A 17,184-nucleotide genomic window follows, 5' to 3' on the forward strand; every position below is an offset into this window, starting at 1 on the left:
TCGGGGACTCCGTCGTACGGGGGAGGCGTCCCCGTGACTCACTCGCTAGGGGGAGCCGGGTGTGACGAGCCCTGTCTCGTACGCGCAGATGACCGCCTGCACCCGGTCCCGCAGTCCCAGCTTGCTCAGCACGTTGCTGACATGGGTTTTGACGGTGTGTTCGCTCACGAAGAGCGTCGTCGCGATCTCCGCGTTGGACAGACCGCGGGCGAGCAGCCGCAGGGTCTCCTCCTCGCGGGCGGTGAGGGCAGCGAGGCGGGCCGGCGCGGGTTCCGGGGCGGCCTCGGCGCGGCGGCGCCGGATCATGTCGGCGACCAGGCGGCGGGTCACCGAGGGTGCGAGAAGCGAGTCGCCCGCCGCGACGACACGGACCGCGTGCACCAGGTCGTCCCGGCGGACGTCCTTGAGCAGAAAGCCGCTCGCTCCCGCGTACAGCGCCTCGTACACGTACTCGTCGAGGTCGAACGTGGTCAGCATGACGACCTTGCAGCCGGACTCCGCGCACACCAGGCGGGCCGCCTCCAGGCCGTCCATGTGCGGCATGCGGATGTCCAGCAGCAGGACGTCGGGTGTGTGCCGCCGTACCGCGGCCACGGCTTCGATGCCGTCCCCTGCTTCCGCGACCACCTCGATGTCCTGCTGTGCTTCGAGGATCATGCTGAAGCCGCTGCGGACCAGCTCCTGGTCGTCGGCGACCACGACGCGGATGCTCACCCCAGGGCCGCCTGCCGGTCGGCGGCTGCCGGGAGGCGTACGGCGACCTGGAAGCCGCCGCCCGGACCGCGACCGGACCGCGCGCTGCCTCCGCAGGCGGCGGCCCGCTCGCGGATGCCGATGAGCCCGTGACCGCCGGGCGCGGCCACCGCTCCCGGGTCGCCCGGTGAACGCACCGGCCCCCGCCCGTCGTCCGTCACCGTGAGCGTCAACGCGTCCTCCGTCCACTCCAGTTCGACCCGTGCCGAGGAAGCGTACGCATGCTTCACGGTGTTGGTGAGGGCCTCCTGGACCACCCGGTAGGCGGCAACCTCGGTGTCCGGGGGCAGCGGGCGGGGCGTGCCGGTCGTGCGCAGGTCCACGCGCAGTCCGGTGGACTGCGCCACCTGGCCGACGAGTTCGGCGAGCGCGGCGATGCCGGGCTGCGGCAGCCGGGACGAAGTCCCGTTCGCCTGCTCCTCCTTGAGTACTCCGAGGATGCGTCGCAGCTGTCTCATCGCGTCGCGTCCGCTCGTCGCGATCGCGTCGAAGGCCGCCTCGGCGCGTTCCGGATCGCTGCGGACCACCACGGGACCGGCCTCGGCCTGCACCACCATCAGGCTCACCGCGTGGGCCAGGATGTCGTGCATGTCCCGGGCGATCCGGGCCCGTTCCTGCGCCGTCGCCCGCGCCGTGTCGGAGGCGCGCTCCCGCTCCAGGCGGCGGGCCCGGTCCTCCAGCGCGGCGGTGTACGCGCTCTGGACACGGGTGAGGATCCCGAGCGCGTACGCGCCGAGGTAGCTCGTCAGATGGAAGGCGTACTCGAAGGGCTGGGCGTGCTCCTTGGCCATCATCGTCAGCGCGGCACCGACCAGCCAGCCCACCAGCATGACGCGGCGCTGCGCGGGCGGGCACAGCGCGGCCACGGTGTAGAGCGCGACCAGTCCGCCGTAGGCGACGTTCGGCGGCGGCGCGTGGTAGAGCGCCATGGCGGGCGTGAACACCGACACCGCGCAGGCGGACAGGAAGGGCGCCCGCCGCCGCCACACCAGCGGCATCGCCGTGCCGACCGCCAGCAGGAACCCCTGCCACGACAGCCGGTCGTCGCCCTCGTCGGGGAACATCCACTGCAGTGAGGCGGCGAACAGGACGAGCGCGGCGAGCGCGGTGTCGACGACGTACGGATGGGTCGTCCGTGCACGTGAGACGACCGCCCGCCAGCGCGAGACGGCGGGCGTGAACCAGGACTGGGCGGACATGTGCGGCTCCTCGGGGCAAGGGCCGTCCCAGTATCCCGACTGGGCCACGGCGAAGTCCTCACCGGTGAGAGGGATATACCGGCGCCCTGCGAGCAAGCTCCCCAAGGTGTCCGATGCCCTACGGGCAAGCTCTACAACGTGTCCGATGCCTTACGAGGAGACTCTGAAAGGCATCCGACGCCCTACGAGCCCGGCGTGACCGGGGTCTGCGGCTGCCACCCCAGCGCCCGCGATATCCCGCGCGCCGCCAGCCGTACCGCGGGGATCAACGCCGGTATCTGTGCGTCGACTTGGGGCACCACGACCGAGACGGCAGCGATGACCGTCCCGCCCGTTCCGCGCACCGGAGCGGCCACCGACAGGGCGTCATCGGTGACCTGACGGCTGCTCACCGCCACTCCCGTGCGCCGTACTTCGGCGAGCAGGCGGCGCAGCCGGGCCGGATCCGTGACGGTGTGCGGGGTGAAGGAGGCGAGCGGGCGGTCGCAGTACGCGTCCTGGAACGCCGGGTCGCCGTGGGCGAGCAGCGCGAGCCCCACGCCGGTGGCGTGCAGCGGCCAGCGGGCGCCCACCTGGATGCGGACGCCGACCGCGGAGCGCCCGGAGATCCACTCGATGTAGACGACCTCGGAGCCGTCGCGGACGGCAAGCTGCACGTTCTCGTGCGTGGCTTCGTACAGGTCCTCCAGGTACGGGAGCGCGATCTGCCGCAGTGCCAGGCCGCGTGGGGCGAGTGCCGCGATCTCCCAGAGGCGCAGGCCCACGTGGTAGAGGCCCTCTTCGTCCCGCTCCAGCGCGCCCCACTCGGTGAGGGCGCCGGCCAGCCGGTGGGCCGTGGTGAGGGTGAGCCCGGCCCGGCGGCTGATGTCCGTCAGGCACAGCGCCGGGTGCTCGTGGTCGAAGGCGGCGAGCACGGCGAGCAGACGGTCGGGTGCGGACAGGGTGGTCATGAGTCGAGTTCGGTCTCGGCGATCCGTTGCAGGAGCCCGTGCAGGGTCTCGCGCTCGGCGGGGTCGAGGGGCTGGAGCAGATCGTTGGTGACGCGCAGGCCCGCTTCGTCGGTGTCGCGCAGGAAGGACCGGCCGTCCTGCGTCAGGACGACGATCCGGCTGCGGCGGTCGTCCGGCGAGGGGCGGCGCTCGGCGAAACCGAGCTTCTCCAGGTCGTCGACCAGGCCGACGATCGCGCTCGGGTCATAGCCGAGCCGGGTGCTCAGCTCCCGTTGGAGCGCGCCCTCGGAGGTGGCCAGGAAGCGCAGCAGCGCGTAGTGGCGCAGGCGCAGCCCCGACTCCTGCAGAAACGTGTTGAACAACTGACCCGAGCGCAGACCCAGCCGGTACAGGAGATATCCGGTGTCCGCGTGCAGCCCGCGCATCCACGGCTCCTGCGCGTCGATGGAGGCGGGGGTGGCGGCGTGCGGCTGGCGGGCGATGGCGGACTCCCTGGTCGTGGCCCCGGGCGGGGCGGTCCTGCGTGCTTCTCCGGTACGGCGTGACGTTCGTACCGCGTGACGTCCGTACGGGAACAGCATGGCGCACAAGTCGAACGGCAACAACTATTGACGTCAACAATTATTGTCCTTAGCTTCGATCTCGTAGCCGCATCTGCTTCTGCATCTGTTTCCCGAAGGGACACCGTCGTGCCCAGCATCGATCTCACCGGCAAGGTCGCCGTCGTCACCGGCTCGGGCCGTGGCCTCGGCCTGGCCTACGCGCACGCTCTCGCCGCCGCCGGCGCCTCCGTGGTCGTCAACGACGTGGACGAGGCCGTCGCCGAGCAGGCCGTCAAGGCGATCACCGAGGCGGGCGGCACCGCCGTGGCCGAGGTGGTCCCGGTCGGCACCAGCGAGGCCGCCGACCGCCTGGTCAACCGTGCCGTGGAGGAGTACGGACGGCTCGACATCCTGGTGACCAACGCGGGCATCCTGCGCGACAAGGTCCTGTGGAAGATGACCGACGAGGACTTCGACGCGGTGATCACCACCCACCTCAAGGGCACCTTCACCTGCGCCCGCGCCGCCGCCGTGCGCATGCGCGAGCAGGGCGAGGGCGGCAGCCTGATCCTGGTCGGCTCGCCGGCCGGGCAGCGCGGAAACTTCGGCCAGACGAACTACGCCGCCGCGAAGGCGGGCATCGCCGCCATGGCCCGTACCTGGTCGATGGAGCTGGGCCGTGCGGGCATCACCGTGAACGCGATCGTGCCGGTCGCCGCGACCGCGATGACCGAGACCATCCCGGCGTTCGCGCCCTACATCGAGGCCATGCGGAAGGGCGCGCCGCTGCCCGACTTCCTCCGCAAGGGCGAGGGCTTCGGCACCCCCGAGGACTGCGCCGCCCTCGTCCCCTTCCTCGCCTCCGAGGCCGCCCGCGGCGTCACCGGCCAGGCCATCGGCATCGGCGGCGACAAGGTGGCACTCTGGTCGCATCCGCAGGAGATCAAGGCGGCGTACGCGGACGGCGGCTGGACCCCGGACACCCTGGCCGACGCCTGGGCCACCTCTGTCGGCGCCGAGCCGCAGACCGTCGGGATCCCCGCGCCGAAGCTGCCGGAGGCGTGATGGACCTGAACGAACTGGTCGCGATCGACGTCCACACCCATGCCGAGGTGTCGTCGAAGGGCCACTCCTCGCTCGACGACGATCTGCACGCCGCCTCCAGCGCCTACTTCAAGGTCGAGGGCAAGCGGAAGCCGACCCTGGAGGAGACGGCCGCCTACTACCGCGAGCGGAAGATGGCCGCCGTGATCTTCACGGTGGACGCCGAGTCCGCCACCGGCACCGCGCCCGTCCCCAACGAAGAGGTCGCGGAGGCGGCCGCCGCCAACGCGGACGTGCTGATCCCCTTCGCCTCCATCGACCCCTTCCGCGGCAGGGCGGGGGTCAAGCAGGCCCGCCGGCTGGTCGAGGAGTACGGGGTGAAGGGGTTCAAGTTCCACCCCAGCATCCAGGGCTTCTTCCCCAACGACCGCTCGGTGGCGTACGAGCTCTACGAGGTGATCGAGGAGACCGGCACGATCGCCCTCTTCCACACCGGGCAGACGGGGATCGGCGCCGGAGTGCCCGGCGGAGGCGGGATCCGGCTCAAGTACTCGAACCCGCTGCACGTGGACGACGTGGCCGCCGACTTCCCGCATCTGAAGATCATCCTGGCGCATCCGTCCTTCCCCTGGCAGGACGAGGCGCTCGCGGTGGCCACACACAAGCCGGGCGTGCACATCGACCTGTCCGGCTGGTCGCCGAAGTACTTCCCGCCGCAGCTGGTGCAGTACGCCAACACGCTGCTGAAGGACAAGGTCCTGTTCGGCTCCGACTTCCCCGTCCTCACCCCCGACCGCTGGCTCGCCGACTTCGAGAAGCTGCCGATCAAGGACGAGGTCAAGCCGAAGATCCTCAAGGAGAACGCCGCCCGACTGCTCGGGCTGAGCACACCGTAAGGGGCCACCCCATGTGCCATCCCATGTGCGACGACGGACAGGGGCAGACAGATGCGCAATGAGGGACTGGGGTCATGGCCCGCACGCCGGGCCCGCAAGACCCCGCACCGCACCGCCCTGATCCACGGCGACCGCGGCGTCAGCTACGCCGAGCTGTACACGCGCACGACCCGGCTCGCGCAGGCCCTGCGCGCCCTGGGCCTGCGCCGCGGCGACCGGATCGCCTATCTCGGCCCCAACCACCCCGCGTACCTCGAAACCCTCTTCGCCGCGGGTGCCCTGGGCGCGGTGTTCGTACCGCTCAACCCCCGGCTCGCCGGACCCGAGATTGCCTACCAGCTGGGCGATTCGGGCGCCAAGGTCCTGGTGTACGCACCGTCGCTCGCCGGGCTGGTCGCGGGGCTGCCGGGCCACACCGACGTCCGTACGTTCCTCGAAGTGGGCGAGCGCTACGAGGAGTTGATCGCCGGGGCCACCGACGAGCCGGTCGACCAGCCCGTCACCGCCGACGACACCTGCATCATCATGTACACCTCGGGCACGACGGGCCGCCCCAAGGGCGCCATGCTCACCCACGGCAATCTGACCTGGAACGCGGTGAACGTCCTCGTCGACCACGACCTGATCGCCGACGAACGCGCCCTGGTCTCCGCCCCGTTGTTCCACACGGCCGGGCTGAACATGCTCACCCTGCCGGTACTGCTCAAGGGCGGCACCTGCGTCCTGGTCGAGTCCTTCGACCCGGCGGCCACCCTCGACCTGATCGAACGGCACCGGATCACCTTCATGTTCGGCGTGCCGACCATGTTCGACCAGGTGGCCCGGCATCCGCGCTGGGCCGACGCCGACCTGTCCTCGCTGCGCATCCTCACCTGCGGCGGCTCGCCGGTGCCGACCCCGCTGATCGCCGCCTACCAGGAGCGCGGCCTCACCTTCCTCCAGGGCTACGGCATGACCGAGGCCGCACCCGGCACCCTCTTCCTGGACGCGGAACACGCCGAGAGCAAGGCGGGTTCGGCGGGCGTGCCGCACTTCTTCAGCGATGTCCGGGTCGTACGGCCCGACTTCACGCCGGCCGACGTCGGGGAGACGGGCGAGGTGGTCGTCCGCGGCCCGCACGTCATGCCCGGCTACTGGGGCCTGCCCGACGAGACGGCCGCCGTCTTCACCGACGGCTGGTTCCGCAGCGGAGACGCCGCCCGGATCGACGAGGACGGCTATGTCTTCATCGTCGACCGCATCAAGGACATGATCATCTCGGGCGGCGAGAACATCTACCCCGCCGAGATCGAGGACCTGCTCCTCGGCCACCCCGACATCGTCGAGTGCGCGGTCATCGGTGTCGCCGACGACAAGTGGGGCGAGGTGCCGCGCGCGGTCGTCGTCGCCCGCGAGGGGATCGACCTGGACCCGGACGCCGTCCTCGCGTCGCTCGCCGGACGCCTCGCCAAGTACAAGATCCCGAAGTCGGTCGTCATCGCGGACGAACTCCCGCGCACCGCCTCCGGAAAGCTCCTCAAAGCCCGTGTCCGTACGCGGTACGGCACCACCAACTCCTCGACAGGGAAGCACATATGAGCATCACCGTGAACGGCCTCGACGAACTCAAGAAGCTCGCGGGCAGCGACCTCGGCACCAGCGAGTGGATCGAGATCACCCAGGAACGCATCAACACCTTCGCCGACGCCACCGGCGACCACCAGTGGATCCACGTCGACCCGGAGAAGGCGGCCGAGGGCCCCTTCGGCGCGCCCATCGCGCACGGCTATCTGACCCTCTCCCTCTTCATCCCGCTCTTCACCGAACTGCTGGACGTCGAGGGCGTGTCGACGAAGGTCAACTACGGCCTGAACAAGGTGCGTTTCCCCTCCCCGGTGAAGGCCGGCTCCCGGATCCGGCTGGTCGCGAAGCTCGCCTCCGTCGAGGACGTGCCCGGCGGGGTGCAGATCGCCGTCGACGGGACGGTAGAGATCGACGGCGGCCAGAAGCCCGCCGCCGTCCTGCAGAGTCTGTCGCGGTTCTACGCCTGACGGGTTACCGCTGGCGGTACGCAGCCGTGGCCGGGACGCACGCTCCGGGCGGAAACGCCTCGGCCCGGAGCGTGCCGCGCTGACGCTACGTCAAGCGCCTGCCACATCGACGAAGACCGGGTTCGCATAGAACCACGTATCGACCCACGGGTCACCGTTCCCGGGCACGTGCGGTATCGGGCCGTGCGGGTCGACCGACGCGCCGAGATACCCCGCGCCATGGCGGTTGCCGTCGCTGCCGCGCAGCCGGACGTAGAAGGACTCGTCGCCGGCGACCAGCGGGATGCGCAGGGTGTACGTGCCCTTCCGGCCGCTCACGTCCTGCGTGTGGGCGACCCTGGTGTCGGGCGCCCGCCAGTCGTCGCGGTCGGCCGCCGGGCCGTGCACCGCGCCACGGATCACGTCGACATGTGCCAACTCGGGGAGAATTCCCTGGGGGTTGGGGCGGGAGGCGGTCGTCACGGTGACCGACAGGGTGAGCTTCTCGCCCTTGCGGACCCGCAGTCGGCCACCCATGGTGACGCCCGGACCGTGGTCGCAGTCCCGCTTCAGCCGGACGTCGAGCCCGTCCAGCAGGTGCCCGTGGTCGAGCCAGACCCGGCCCGCGCGCAGGCCCGCCATCACCGAGCGGTAGCCGTAGCGGGTCACACCCACATGCGTACGGCTGAACTGGCCGGGCCAGAAGTCCCCGCCCGGCTGCTGGGTGTCGGTGTTCACCGGGTCGGGGATGTGCCCGGTGTTGTCGAAGTTCTGCCCGGGCGCCCAGTCGCCGTTCTTCCAGGTGTCGAAGACCACGCGGTGCACATCGGAGTTGGTGGTGATCGTGAAGAGCCTGCCCTCGGCGAGCATCGCGTCCCACATGCCGCCGACGGTCGCCGTCATCCAGTCGAACCCGCCGTACAGGACGTAGGCGTCCGCCGGGTAACCGGCGAAGGAGTTCTCGGACGGCTTGTTGACGTACTCGCCGCGCTGCTGGCCCGAGCCGACCCAGCCGGGGATACCGCCGCCCTGCGCGCCGGGCGCGCCCTCCATGCCGATCATGATCTCGGGTGCCGCGTCACGCCAGCCCCGCATCTCGTGCGGGGAGTCGATGCCGAGGCGCAGGGGGTGGTTGGCGAGGACGAGGACGTCGTCGACGTATCCGGTGCGGCGCTGTTCGGCGAGCCACTGGATCGCCTTGACCGCGTGGGCCTCGTTGCGCGCCGTGTCGGGGCTGGTGGGGGAGCCCGCCGTGTAGCCCAACAGCTTGCCGTCGTAGGCGAGTTCGAACTGGGTGAGCAGGTCCACCTCGTGCGGGCCGGGCGCCGCGAAGACCGTGGCGTGCTCGGCGGCCGGGATGTACCACTCCAGGCCCTGGAAGATCAGCTGGCGCGGGTTGTCGGCACGCGCCTTCAGGATCTCCTGGTGCTCCAGCTGGGCGCCGTAGTTCGCGTGCCCGAAGTTGGAGTGCTCGTTGAACACCATCCAGTCGAGGCCGTACCGGGCGCCCGCCTGGGCGAGTTGGGAGAACGTGTACTTCGCGTCGTGGCTGTAGACGGAGTGGATGTGGTGGTCGCCCACGAGATAGGCGAGACGCGGGTCGTCACCGCCGTAGCGTCCCGTGGTGGCCGCCGCGGGCGTCGCGAGCGAGCCGACCGCGAAGGCCGCCCCGAACAGGCCCGCACGGCTCAGCAGCCCGCGCCGTGACATGCCCTGCGGGTCCAGCGAGGCGGGGGATACGGATGGGTCGGCCCAGGCGGGCAGTTGCTGCTCGGACATGCGGACGTTCTCCCTCGGGGAGTCGGAAAGTCTTGGGGGGGGAGGGGGCTGCCGGCCGACTGCTGCGGCTCAGTGGTTCATGAACTGTGCGACGGACAGCGCTCGTTCGACGATGCGCACATCGCCGAGCCGTCCGTGCAGAATCTGGTCGATCTTCCCCGCGTACTCGTAACCGCCGAGCAGCCACGGCAGGCCCAGGGAAGCGAGTCCGACGGCGGAGGCATGCGGATTGCGGGCGACCGGACAGCCCTGGACGTACATCGTGGTGTGCGAGCCGTCGTTGACGACGGCGACGTGCCACCACTGCTCGCGGGCCGTCTCGTCGCCCCAGTTGGTGGCGATGCCCTGTTGGTTGAGCGGCCGGACCGCCCACTGCGGGCCGGGTCCGTCGGAGAGGGAGAGCGTGGCGAGCGGCTCGTCCGGGTCGTCGTCGGTCTTGCCCGCGCCGCCGCCCGTGCCGGTACGGCTGACCAGCGAGGCCCAGGCGTGGTGGGAGGGGTCCCAGTCGGCGGGGAGCTGGTAGAAGGCCTCGATGGTGTAACCGCGCTGGAAGGTCGCCGAGTTGAGGGGCGCGCCGTCGACCGTGCGCAGATACGCGCCCTTCAGCGGAGGCTTGCCGCCCTGGAAGACGAGGCTGCCGTGCCCCGGCTGGTCCGGGTGGTGCGCCGACGACCAGGTGAGGGTGCCGTCGGCGACCTTGACCACGGTCAGGTCGTTGCCGCGCCCCGAAAGGTCGCGGACCGTGCCGTCGACCGCCGTACCCTCCTCGTGCCCGTCGAACCGCCAGTACGCCACCGTGCCCCGGACCAGCATCTGCGCGGCGGGCCTGGACGGGCGCGCGGGCACGGGTGCGAAACCCGAGAAGCGCTTCTCGAAATCGACGGCGACGGAGAACCGGTCGGCGTCGCCGCTGAGTTCGATCTCCTGCCGCTCCAGCTCGTTGAGGCCCTCGGCCGCCCGGCCCAGTATCCACGGCGAGATCGTCTCGACGTCGATGGTGTTCCGGTCGAGGTCGAAGCGGTAGAGGCGGATCATCGCCGCACCGCCGTAGTAACGGTTCTGATAGTTCGTCAGGTGCAGATGGACGTCGTTCCCGGCCCCGTTCTCGCGGGTGGCACGGGCCGCGGGCCAGTAGTGCCCGTTGAGCGTGAGGAAGATCTGGTCGTGGTCGTGGACCAGCTCGTCCCAGAGCCGCTGACCGTACGAGGAAAGGGTGTCGTCCTCGACGACGAGCTCGTGCGTGGTCAGGATGACGGGCGTGTGCGGATGCTGGGCGATGACGTCCTTCGCCCACGCGTACCCCTTCGCCGAAAGCCGCCAGTCCAGCGCGAGGACCAGCCACTCCCGGCCGGCCGCCGTGAACAGGTGGAAGGTGTTGTAGCCGTCCGGCGAGGCACCCCCGAAGGTGCGCTTGCCCGCGAAGCGCCGCGGTCCGAAGACGTCGAGGTAGGCAGTGGCGCCGCGCTGGTCGTCGGTGGACGACCGGACGTCGTGGTTGCCCGCCAGCACGCTGTAGCCCACGCCGTGCCGGTCGAGGAGCTCGAACGCCTTGCCCGCAGCGTCGAATTCGGCCTGCGCGCCGTTCTCCGTGAGGTCGCCCAGGTGCGAGAGGAAGACGATGTTCTCGTCCCTGCCGTGCTCCAGGAGATAGCGGAGCGACGCCTCGATCGGCGCCGGGTTGATGCTCGGCCCGTCGAAGAGGTACTGGGTGTCCGGCATGACGGCGAGCGTGAAGCGGCGGCTTTCGGGGTCGGGCCGCCGGCTCTTGTCCTGCGTGGTCACCGCCCTGGCGGTCGCGGGGAGCGCGATCGTCGTGGTGGCCGCCGCGCCGATCAGCGCCGTGGCCCGCAGGAAGTTGCGTCTGCCGACGCCGGCCTGCTCGGCCTCCGTCGCCTGGTCATGCGAAGTACACACGTCTGCTCCATGGGAGAAAGCGGGGATGCGAGAAGGGTCAGAGCACGCGCAGGGTCCAGGACCAGCTGTGGGTGCCGGGCTCGATGAGGTGGGCGGGGGAGGTGTCGGGCCCGCACGACGCGGTGCCCAGCCCCCGGTGCGCGGCGTCGATGTGCACGACGCAGCCGGGCCGCGGCACCAGTTCGTCGTGGTGCGCGGCGGCGGTCAGGTCCTCGGCCCGGTACCGGGTCACGGAGACCTGGCGCGGCCCGTCCAGCGCGACGGAGAGTCCGGTGGCGTCCGGCGCCGACAGCGTGAACTGCCGTACGCCGTGCCGCCCGCCGCTCTCCTGCGGCCGCAGATAAGGGGTGAACAACGCGTCGACGGGGACGGAGTGGTGTCCCACGGGCGCGCCGTAGCAGCGGTCCGGATAGGACTCCCAGGGGCCCTGCCCGTACCACTCCAGGACATCGAGCCCGGCCACGGTCTCGAACACGGAGCCCACCCGCGCCACATCGTCGAGCCGGTCCGGCAGTTCGGCGGTCTCCTCGATCCGTACGCCGCCCGCGACACGCGTGAACACCTGCTCATGGCGTACGACGCCCGCCCAGGTGTCGTACTCGGCGAGCACGGTGACACTCCCGCCTTCACGGCGTACGCCGACGACCTTGCGTACGAGAGTGTCGAGGCCCCAGGCCCGCCAGCGCACCGCGGCGCCGCCCAGCTCGTCGTTGTCGGTCGGCGCCCGCCACAGCGAGAGCACGGGGGCGGCGGTCAGCAGGGGATGGACGAGGAGCCCGCTGTCGTCGACCTCGACGGGCGGCCCGCCGTCGGCCGGCACCGGAGCCGCGGCAGCCGACCGCAGCCGGACCTGCGGCAGACACACCTCCGTGCCCCGCGGTGCCCATGCCTCGTCCTCCGCCGTCGTCACCCGCAGCGTCAGCCAGGCCTCGCCGCCGTCCTCCGGCACCTCGAAGGGGAGCGGCAGGGACGCGGTCTCGCCAGGGCGTACGTCGGGCAGCTCGTCGGCCGGAGCCGTGAGAGCGCCGCCGTCCGCGAGGGCGAGCGACCACTCGGCGGTCAGCCACTCCAGCCCGCGGAAGTGCTGGCGGTTGACGATCCGGAGCTCACCGCCCGCGTACTCCAGCCGCACCGGCGCCGCGATCTCCCGGTGCTCGTACATCACCGGCTTCGGCGTGCGGTCGGGGAAGACCACCCCGTCGGCGATGAACGCGCCGTCGTGGATCGTCTCGCCGAAGTCGCCGCCGTACGCCCAGCGATGGCCCGGTGCCGTGACACCGTTGTCATACAGTCCGGCGCCACCGCGCCCGGCCGGTCTTCCGTCGTTCACGCGTTGCAGAATGCCGTGGTCCCAGAACTCCCAGATGAAACCGCCCTGAAGCCCCGGGGTTGACTCGATGGCGGCCCAGTGGTCGGCGAGCGTGCCATTGCTGTTGCCCATGGCGTGGGAGTACTCGCACTGGATGAGCGGCTTGGTCTGCTTCCCGGACAGGGCGTGCGCGACGCAGTCCTCGATGGGCGCGTACATGGGGCAGGCGATGTCGGACGCGAGCGCGGGATCCGCCCAGTCGAGCTTGGCGGCGCCCTCGTACTGCAGGGGCCGGGTCGGGTCGTGGCGGCGCAGCCACCCCGCCGCCGCGTCGTGGTTCGCGCCGTAGTCGGACTCGTTGCCCAGCGACCAGATGATCACGCAGGGGTGGTTCTTGTCGCGGAGCACCATCCGCGCGACGCGGTCCACGAAGGCGGCCGTGTAGCGCGGATCGTCGGCGATCTCGTGGGCGTGGTCGTGCGCCTCGATGTTCGCCTCGTCGACGACGTAGAAGCCCAGCTCGTCGGCGAGGTCGAGCAGGGACGGGTCATTGGGATAGTGGGCGGTGCGGATCGCGTTGAAGCCGAAGCGCTTCAGCAGCGTCAGGTCGGCCCGCATGTCCTCGTACGACACCGTCCGTCCCGTCAGCGGATGGAAGTCGTGCCGGTTGACGCCCCGGATGTAGACCCGCTCACCGTTGAGGAGCAGGTCCCGGCCGCGGATCTCGACCTCGCGGAAGCCCACCCGGTGGTGCGAGGTGTCGGCGACCGAACCGTCGGCGCGGTGCAGCCGCACGGCCAGTTCGTACAGCTCGGGTGTCTCCGCCGTCCACGCGCGGACGTCGTGGACGACCGTGTTGAGCCGTGCCTCGCCCAGGAAGTCGGAGACCCGGCCGTCCTCCTCCTTGAATCGGTCGAACTCCGCGTCCTGTGCGAGGAGGTGGCCGTCCAGCTCTCCGGTGACGTACCAGCCCTCCGGCAGCGCGCCGGAAGCGTTCCGCACCTGGCACTCCACCCGCAGCTCCCCGGCTGGCCGCGTCCGCACGGTCACGTCGGCCAGATGCAGCGGATCGGTGGCGTACAGCAGCACCGAGCGGGTGATCCCGCCGTGCCACCACTGGTCCTGGTCCTCGATGTGCGAGGCGTCCGACCATTTGACGACGGTGAGCCTGAGCCGGGCGCGCACTCCGGGACGTACGACGTCGGACAGGTCGAACTCGGCGGCGAGATGCGAGTCCTTGGAGATCCCGACCGCACGCCCGTCGACATGGACCAGCAGCACGCTCTCGGCGGCGCCGACTTGGAGCACGATCCGGCGTCCGGCCCACTCGGCGGGCACGTCCACCTCACGCTCGTAGACGCCCGTCGGGTTGGCGGCGGGCGACGCGGGCGGGAACTCGCCCCAGGGCATGCGGAAGTTGGTGTACTGCGGCAGGTCGTCGGTGCCCTGCATGGTCCAGGCGCCGGGGACGTGCGACGAGGACCACTCGGGGCCGGGCTCCACCGAGGGCGCCGGCAGCAGCTGGAACCGCCAGTCGCCGTCGAGCGACAACGCACCCGCCCGCCGGTCCACGGCGTTCATCGGCAACCGCCCCCAGGAGGTCACCTCAGGTGCCTCCCAGGGGCGCAGGACGATCAGGGGATCGGCGGACAGCGGACCGCGGATCGACGGATCGGTCATCAGCGGATGGCCCCCTTGCCCAGGTCGCCGATGATCTGCTTGGCACCGATCGCGAAGACGATCAGCAGCGGGACGAGGGCGAGCAGCGCGCCCGTCATGACCATTCCGTAGTCGGTCGTGCCGTGCACGCCGTTGAGCTGGGACAGGGCGACCTGGAGGGTCACGTTGTCCGGGTTGGTGAGGGCGATCAGCGGCCAGGCGTAGTCGTTCCACTGGCCCATGAAGGTGAAGATGCCGAGGAAGGCGAGGCCGGGCCGGACCACCGGGAGCGCCACATGCCAGTACTGGCGCAGGAATCCGGCGCCGTCGAGCTTCGAGGCGTCGAGGAGCTCGTCGTGGATCGCGCTCTTCATGTACTGGCGCATCCAGAAGATGCCGAACGCGTTGGCCGCCGCCGGGACGACCAGCGCGGTCATCGAGCCGATCCAGCCCAGCTTCGCCATGATCACGAACTGCGGGATGGCCTGGAGCTGCGCCGGGACCATGAAGATCGCCATCATCAGCGCGAAGAGCACCCGCCGCCCCGGGAACTGGAACTTGGCGAAGACGAACGCGGCGAGGGAGTCGAAGAACAGGACGAGGACCGTCACCGAACCCGCGACGAGGAGGGAGTTGAACATCGACCCGAAGAAGTCGACGTTGTCGAAGAGATGGCGGACGTTCTCCAGGAAGTGCGAGCCGGGCAGCAGCTTCGGCGGGTAGGAGAAGATCTCGGTCGACGAGTGCGTCGACATGATCACGGCCCAGTAGAACGGGAAGACCGAGAGCAGCAGGCCGACGATCAGGACCAGGTGGAGCATGATGCCCCGCTGCCGTGAACCCTTGATGGATGCCATGGTTGCGGGCTCCTATTCTTCGCCCCGGCGCTGCACCAGGCGCCAGTTGATGATCGAGAAGAGGACGACGACGAGGAAGATGCCCCAGGCCACGGCGGCGCCGTAGCCGAAGTCGTTGTTGTCGAAGGTCTGCTGGAAGAAGTAGAGGACCATCGTCTGGCCCGCGTGGCCCGGGCCGCCCGCGAACGACGAGTTGTTGTCCGTCGTCTGGAGCAGCACCTGCGGTTCGGAGAAGGACTGCAGCCCGGTGACCGTCGAGATGACGAGGACGAAGAGCAGGACCGGGCGCAGCAGCGGCAGCGTGACACGGAAGAAGGTCTGCACGGGTCCGGCGCCGTCCATGCGCGCCGCCTCGTACAGCTCGCCCGGGATCGTCTGGAGCCCGGCGAGGAAGATGATCGCGTTGTAGCCGGTCCACTGCCAGGTCATCAGCGTCGCGATGGCGACCTTGATGCCCCAGGGAGTGTTCAGCCACGCCACCTGGTCAAGACCGACCGCCTGCAAGAGCGCGTTGACCAGGCCGAAGTTGGTGGAGAAGACCGAGCCGAAGATGATGGCGACGGCCACGATCGAGGTGACGTTCGGCAGGAAGAACGCGAAGCGGTAGACGTTCTTGAAGCGGACCGCCGAGTTGAGCATCACGGCCGTGACCATCGCCAGGAAGATCATGGGGAAGGTGGCCAGCGCCCAGATGATGATCGTGTTCCCGATCGCGCTCCAGAACTGGCTGTCGTCCAGGAGATAGCGGTACTGCGACAGTCCCGCGAACTCCATCGAGCCGAGCCCGTCCCAGCGGTGGAACGACAGATAGAGCGAGAAGCCGACCGGTATCAGACCGAAGGCGAGGAAGAGCAGATAGAAGGGGGAGATCGCGGCGTACAGCCGCCAGTGGCTCAGGATGCCCTTCTTGGCATGGACGACGGGGGTGGCGGCCACTGCCGCCGGGGGTGTCTCGACCACGGGTGCGGTAGCCATCAGTAACTCACCCCCAGGTGGTCCGCGATGCGCCGGCACTTGCTCATGGCGTCCTTCCAGGCCTGCTTCTCGTCCTTGCCGAGGACGGAGAAGTTCCGCAGCTCGTCGTCGATCGGGGTCTTGAGCGCGATGTCGTACGGGCTGTTGTAGGCGACCGGGATCTTCTCCGCCGCCGGGCCGAAGACGTCCATGGTGATCTGGTTGCCGAAGAACGCGTCGGGTTCGCGCAGCTTCTTCATGCCGTACGACGCCGGGGTGGAGGGGAAGAGCACCGAGTCGACGAAGCCCTGGGCCTGGTTGCCCGCGTCGAGCATCCAGGTGATCATCTCGAAGGCCTTCTCCGGCTCCCGGCACGCCTTGGTGATGGCCAGGAACGAGCCGCCGATGTTCGACGGACCGCCCGGACAGGCCGCCACCCGCCACTTGCCCTTGGTCTTCGGGGTGTTGAGCTTGATGTCGCCGGCCGCCCAGGAGGCATTCAGCTGACTGGGCAGCAGGCCACGCTCCGTCGCCGATATGTTGTCCGGCGTGCCGTTGACGATCTTCGAGACCAGTCCGCGGCGGGTGGCCTCGACGGCACGGTCCCAGGCGGTGCGCACATGCTCCTGGTCGCCGATGAAGTGCCGGTCCTTGTCGACGAACCGCTTGGTCGTCTGGTTGATCGAGATGCCGTAGATGCTGAGCGCGTCGGTCAGGATGAACGTGCCGGGGATACGCTTCCTGAGCTGCTCACCGGCCGCGAGGAACTTCTCCCAGGTGTCCAGCTCCCTGGAGACGTCGGCCGGCTCGTGGGGCAGTCCGGCCTTCTCGAAGACGGCCGGCTGGTAGTAGTGGGCGACCGGACCGCAGTCGATGGGGAAGCCCACCATCGAGCCGTCCTCGGCGATGCCCTCGTCCCACTTCCACGGCAGGTACTGGTCCTTGAGCCTGTCGGCGCCGAGCGTGCGCAGATCCACGAACTGGTCGGAGTTCGGCAGGTACGAGGCCATGTCCTCGCCCTTGAGCCCGGCGATGTCCGGGACATGGGCGCGTCCGGTCATCGTGGTCATCAGCTTCGAGCGGTAGTAGCCGCCGATCTGGATGGCCTGGAGGTTCACCGTGCTGTCGTAGCGGGTCTTGGCGTCCTGGACGACTTTCGGGCTCAGCCCGCCGCTCCAGTACCACATGACCATGTTCCGGCCGGTGGATCCGGTCGGAACGGCACAGCCGGTCGCCAGGCCGCCGAGCGCCGCGCCGGCCGTACCGGCCAGACCCGCACGCAGCAGGCCTCTTCGTGAGAGCCGCACAGCTCCCACCGC

The 17,184-nt window shown here is 70.0% G+C and carries 14 protein-coding genes; 4 read left to right on the forward strand and 10 right to left on the reverse strand.

Going from position 1 to position 17,184, the window contains the following annotated elements:
* Positions 1-45: 45 nt before the first annotated feature.
* The 4 genes from AB5J50_RS43075 to AB5J50_RS43090 all read right to left on the reverse strand — a co-directional run bounded on the left by AB5J50_RS43075 (position 46) and on the right by AB5J50_RS43090 (position 3,327).
* Positions 46-714 (reverse strand): response regulator, encoded by a 669-nt coding sequence (locus AB5J50_RS43075; protein ID WP_369264028.1) that lies wholly within the window; start codon positions 712-714, stop codon positions 46-48.
* On the reverse strand, positions 711-1,952 hold the full coding sequence (locus AB5J50_RS43080) for a sensor histidine kinase (RefSeq protein WP_369264029.1): 1,242 nt from the start codon (positions 1,950-1,952) through the stop codon (positions 711-713). The genes AB5J50_RS43075 and AB5J50_RS43080 overlap by 4 nt, the downstream gene beginning before the upstream one ends.
* Positions 1,953-2,134: 182 nt before the next feature.
* Positions 2,135-2,902 (reverse strand): IclR family transcriptional regulator, encoded by a 768-nt coding sequence (locus tag AB5J50_RS43085; RefSeq protein ID WP_369264030.1) that lies wholly within the window; start codon positions 2,900-2,902, stop codon positions 2,135-2,137.
* The gene (locus AB5J50_RS43090; RefSeq protein WP_369265669.1) at positions 2,899-3,327 is read right to left on the reverse strand and encodes a MarR family winged helix-turn-helix transcriptional regulator; all 429 of its coding nucleotides are present in this window, start codon (positions 3,325-3,327) and stop codon (positions 2,899-2,901) included. Before AB5J50_RS43090 ends, AB5J50_RS43085 begins: the two co-directional genes overlap by 4 nt.
* A 264-nt stretch (positions 3,328-3,591) precedes the next feature.
* Between AB5J50_RS43090 and AB5J50_RS43095 the strand changes: the two genes are divergently transcribed.
* From AB5J50_RS43095 to AB5J50_RS43110, 4 genes are read left to right on the forward strand one after another with little or no spacing between them, the layout of a single operon-like run.
* Entirely contained in the window at positions 3,592-4,509 is a 918-nt protein-coding gene (locus AB5J50_RS43095; RefSeq protein ID WP_369264031.1) for an SDR family NAD(P)-dependent oxidoreductase, read from the forward strand.
* The gene (locus tag AB5J50_RS43100) at positions 4,509-5,384 is read left to right on the forward strand and encodes an amidohydrolase family protein (RefSeq protein WP_369264032.1); all 876 of its coding nucleotides are present in this window, start codon (positions 4,509-4,511) and stop codon (positions 5,382-5,384) included. Before AB5J50_RS43095 ends, AB5J50_RS43100 begins: the two co-directional genes overlap by 1 nt.
* A gap of 51 nt (positions 5,385-5,435) precedes the next feature.
* On the forward strand, positions 5,436-6,962 hold the full coding sequence (gene menE / locus AB5J50_RS43105) for an o-succinylbenzoate--CoA ligase (protein ID WP_369264033.1): 1,527 nt from the start codon (positions 5,436-5,438) through the stop codon (positions 6,960-6,962).
* A complete protein-coding gene (locus AB5J50_RS43110; RefSeq protein WP_369264034.1) occupies positions 6,959-7,414 on the forward strand; it encodes a MaoC family dehydratase in 456 nt (151 codons plus the stop codon). The genes menE and AB5J50_RS43110 overlap by 4 nt, the downstream gene beginning before the upstream one ends.
* Before the next feature lie 90 nt (positions 7,415-7,504).
* On the opposite strand, the gene AB5J50_RS43115 is transcribed toward AB5J50_RS43110, so the two are convergent.
* From AB5J50_RS43115 to AB5J50_RS43140, 6 genes are all read right to left on the reverse strand, one after another.
* Positions 7,505-9,172, reverse strand: a complete 1,668-nt coding sequence (locus AB5J50_RS43115; RefSeq protein ID WP_369264035.1) for a histidinol-phosphatase — start codon at positions 9,170-9,172, stop codon at positions 7,505-7,507.
* A gap of 69 nt (positions 9,173-9,241) precedes the next feature.
* Positions 9,242-11,086 carry a LamG-like jellyroll fold domain-containing protein gene (locus tag AB5J50_RS43120; RefSeq protein ID WP_369264036.1) on the reverse strand — a complete coding sequence of 615 codons (1,845 nt, stop codon included), beginning with the start codon at positions 11,084-11,086 and terminating at the stop codon, positions 9,242-9,244.
* A gap of 37 nt (positions 11,087-11,123) precedes the next feature.
* A complete protein-coding gene (locus AB5J50_RS43125; protein WP_369264037.1) occupies positions 11,124-14,075 on the reverse strand; it encodes a glycoside hydrolase family 2 TIM barrel-domain containing protein in 2,952 nt (983 codons plus the stop codon).
* Positions 14,075-14,911, reverse strand: a complete 837-nt coding sequence (locus tag AB5J50_RS43130) for a carbohydrate ABC transporter permease (protein WP_327433479.1) — start codon at positions 14,909-14,911, stop codon at positions 14,075-14,077. The genes AB5J50_RS43125 and AB5J50_RS43130 overlap by 1 nt, the downstream gene beginning before the upstream one ends.
* A gap of 12 nt (positions 14,912-14,923) precedes the next feature.
* Positions 14,924-15,886, reverse strand: a complete 963-nt coding sequence (locus AB5J50_RS43135; RefSeq protein ID WP_369264038.1) for a carbohydrate ABC transporter permease — start codon at positions 15,884-15,886, stop codon at positions 14,924-14,926.
* Positions 15,886-17,172 carry an ABC transporter substrate-binding protein gene (locus AB5J50_RS43140; RefSeq protein ID WP_369264039.1) on the reverse strand — a complete coding sequence of 429 codons (1,287 nt, stop codon included), beginning with the start codon at positions 17,170-17,172 and terminating at the stop codon, positions 15,886-15,888. Before AB5J50_RS43140 ends, AB5J50_RS43135 begins: the two co-directional genes overlap by 1 nt.
* Between the last annotated feature and the right edge of the window lie 12 nt (positions 17,173-17,184).

This window comes from Streptomyces sp. R35 (assembly GCF_041053035.1).
GTDB classification, from domain to species: domain Bacteria; phylum Actinomycetota; class Actinomycetes; order Streptomycetales; family Streptomycetaceae; genus Streptomyces; species Streptomyces lutosisoli.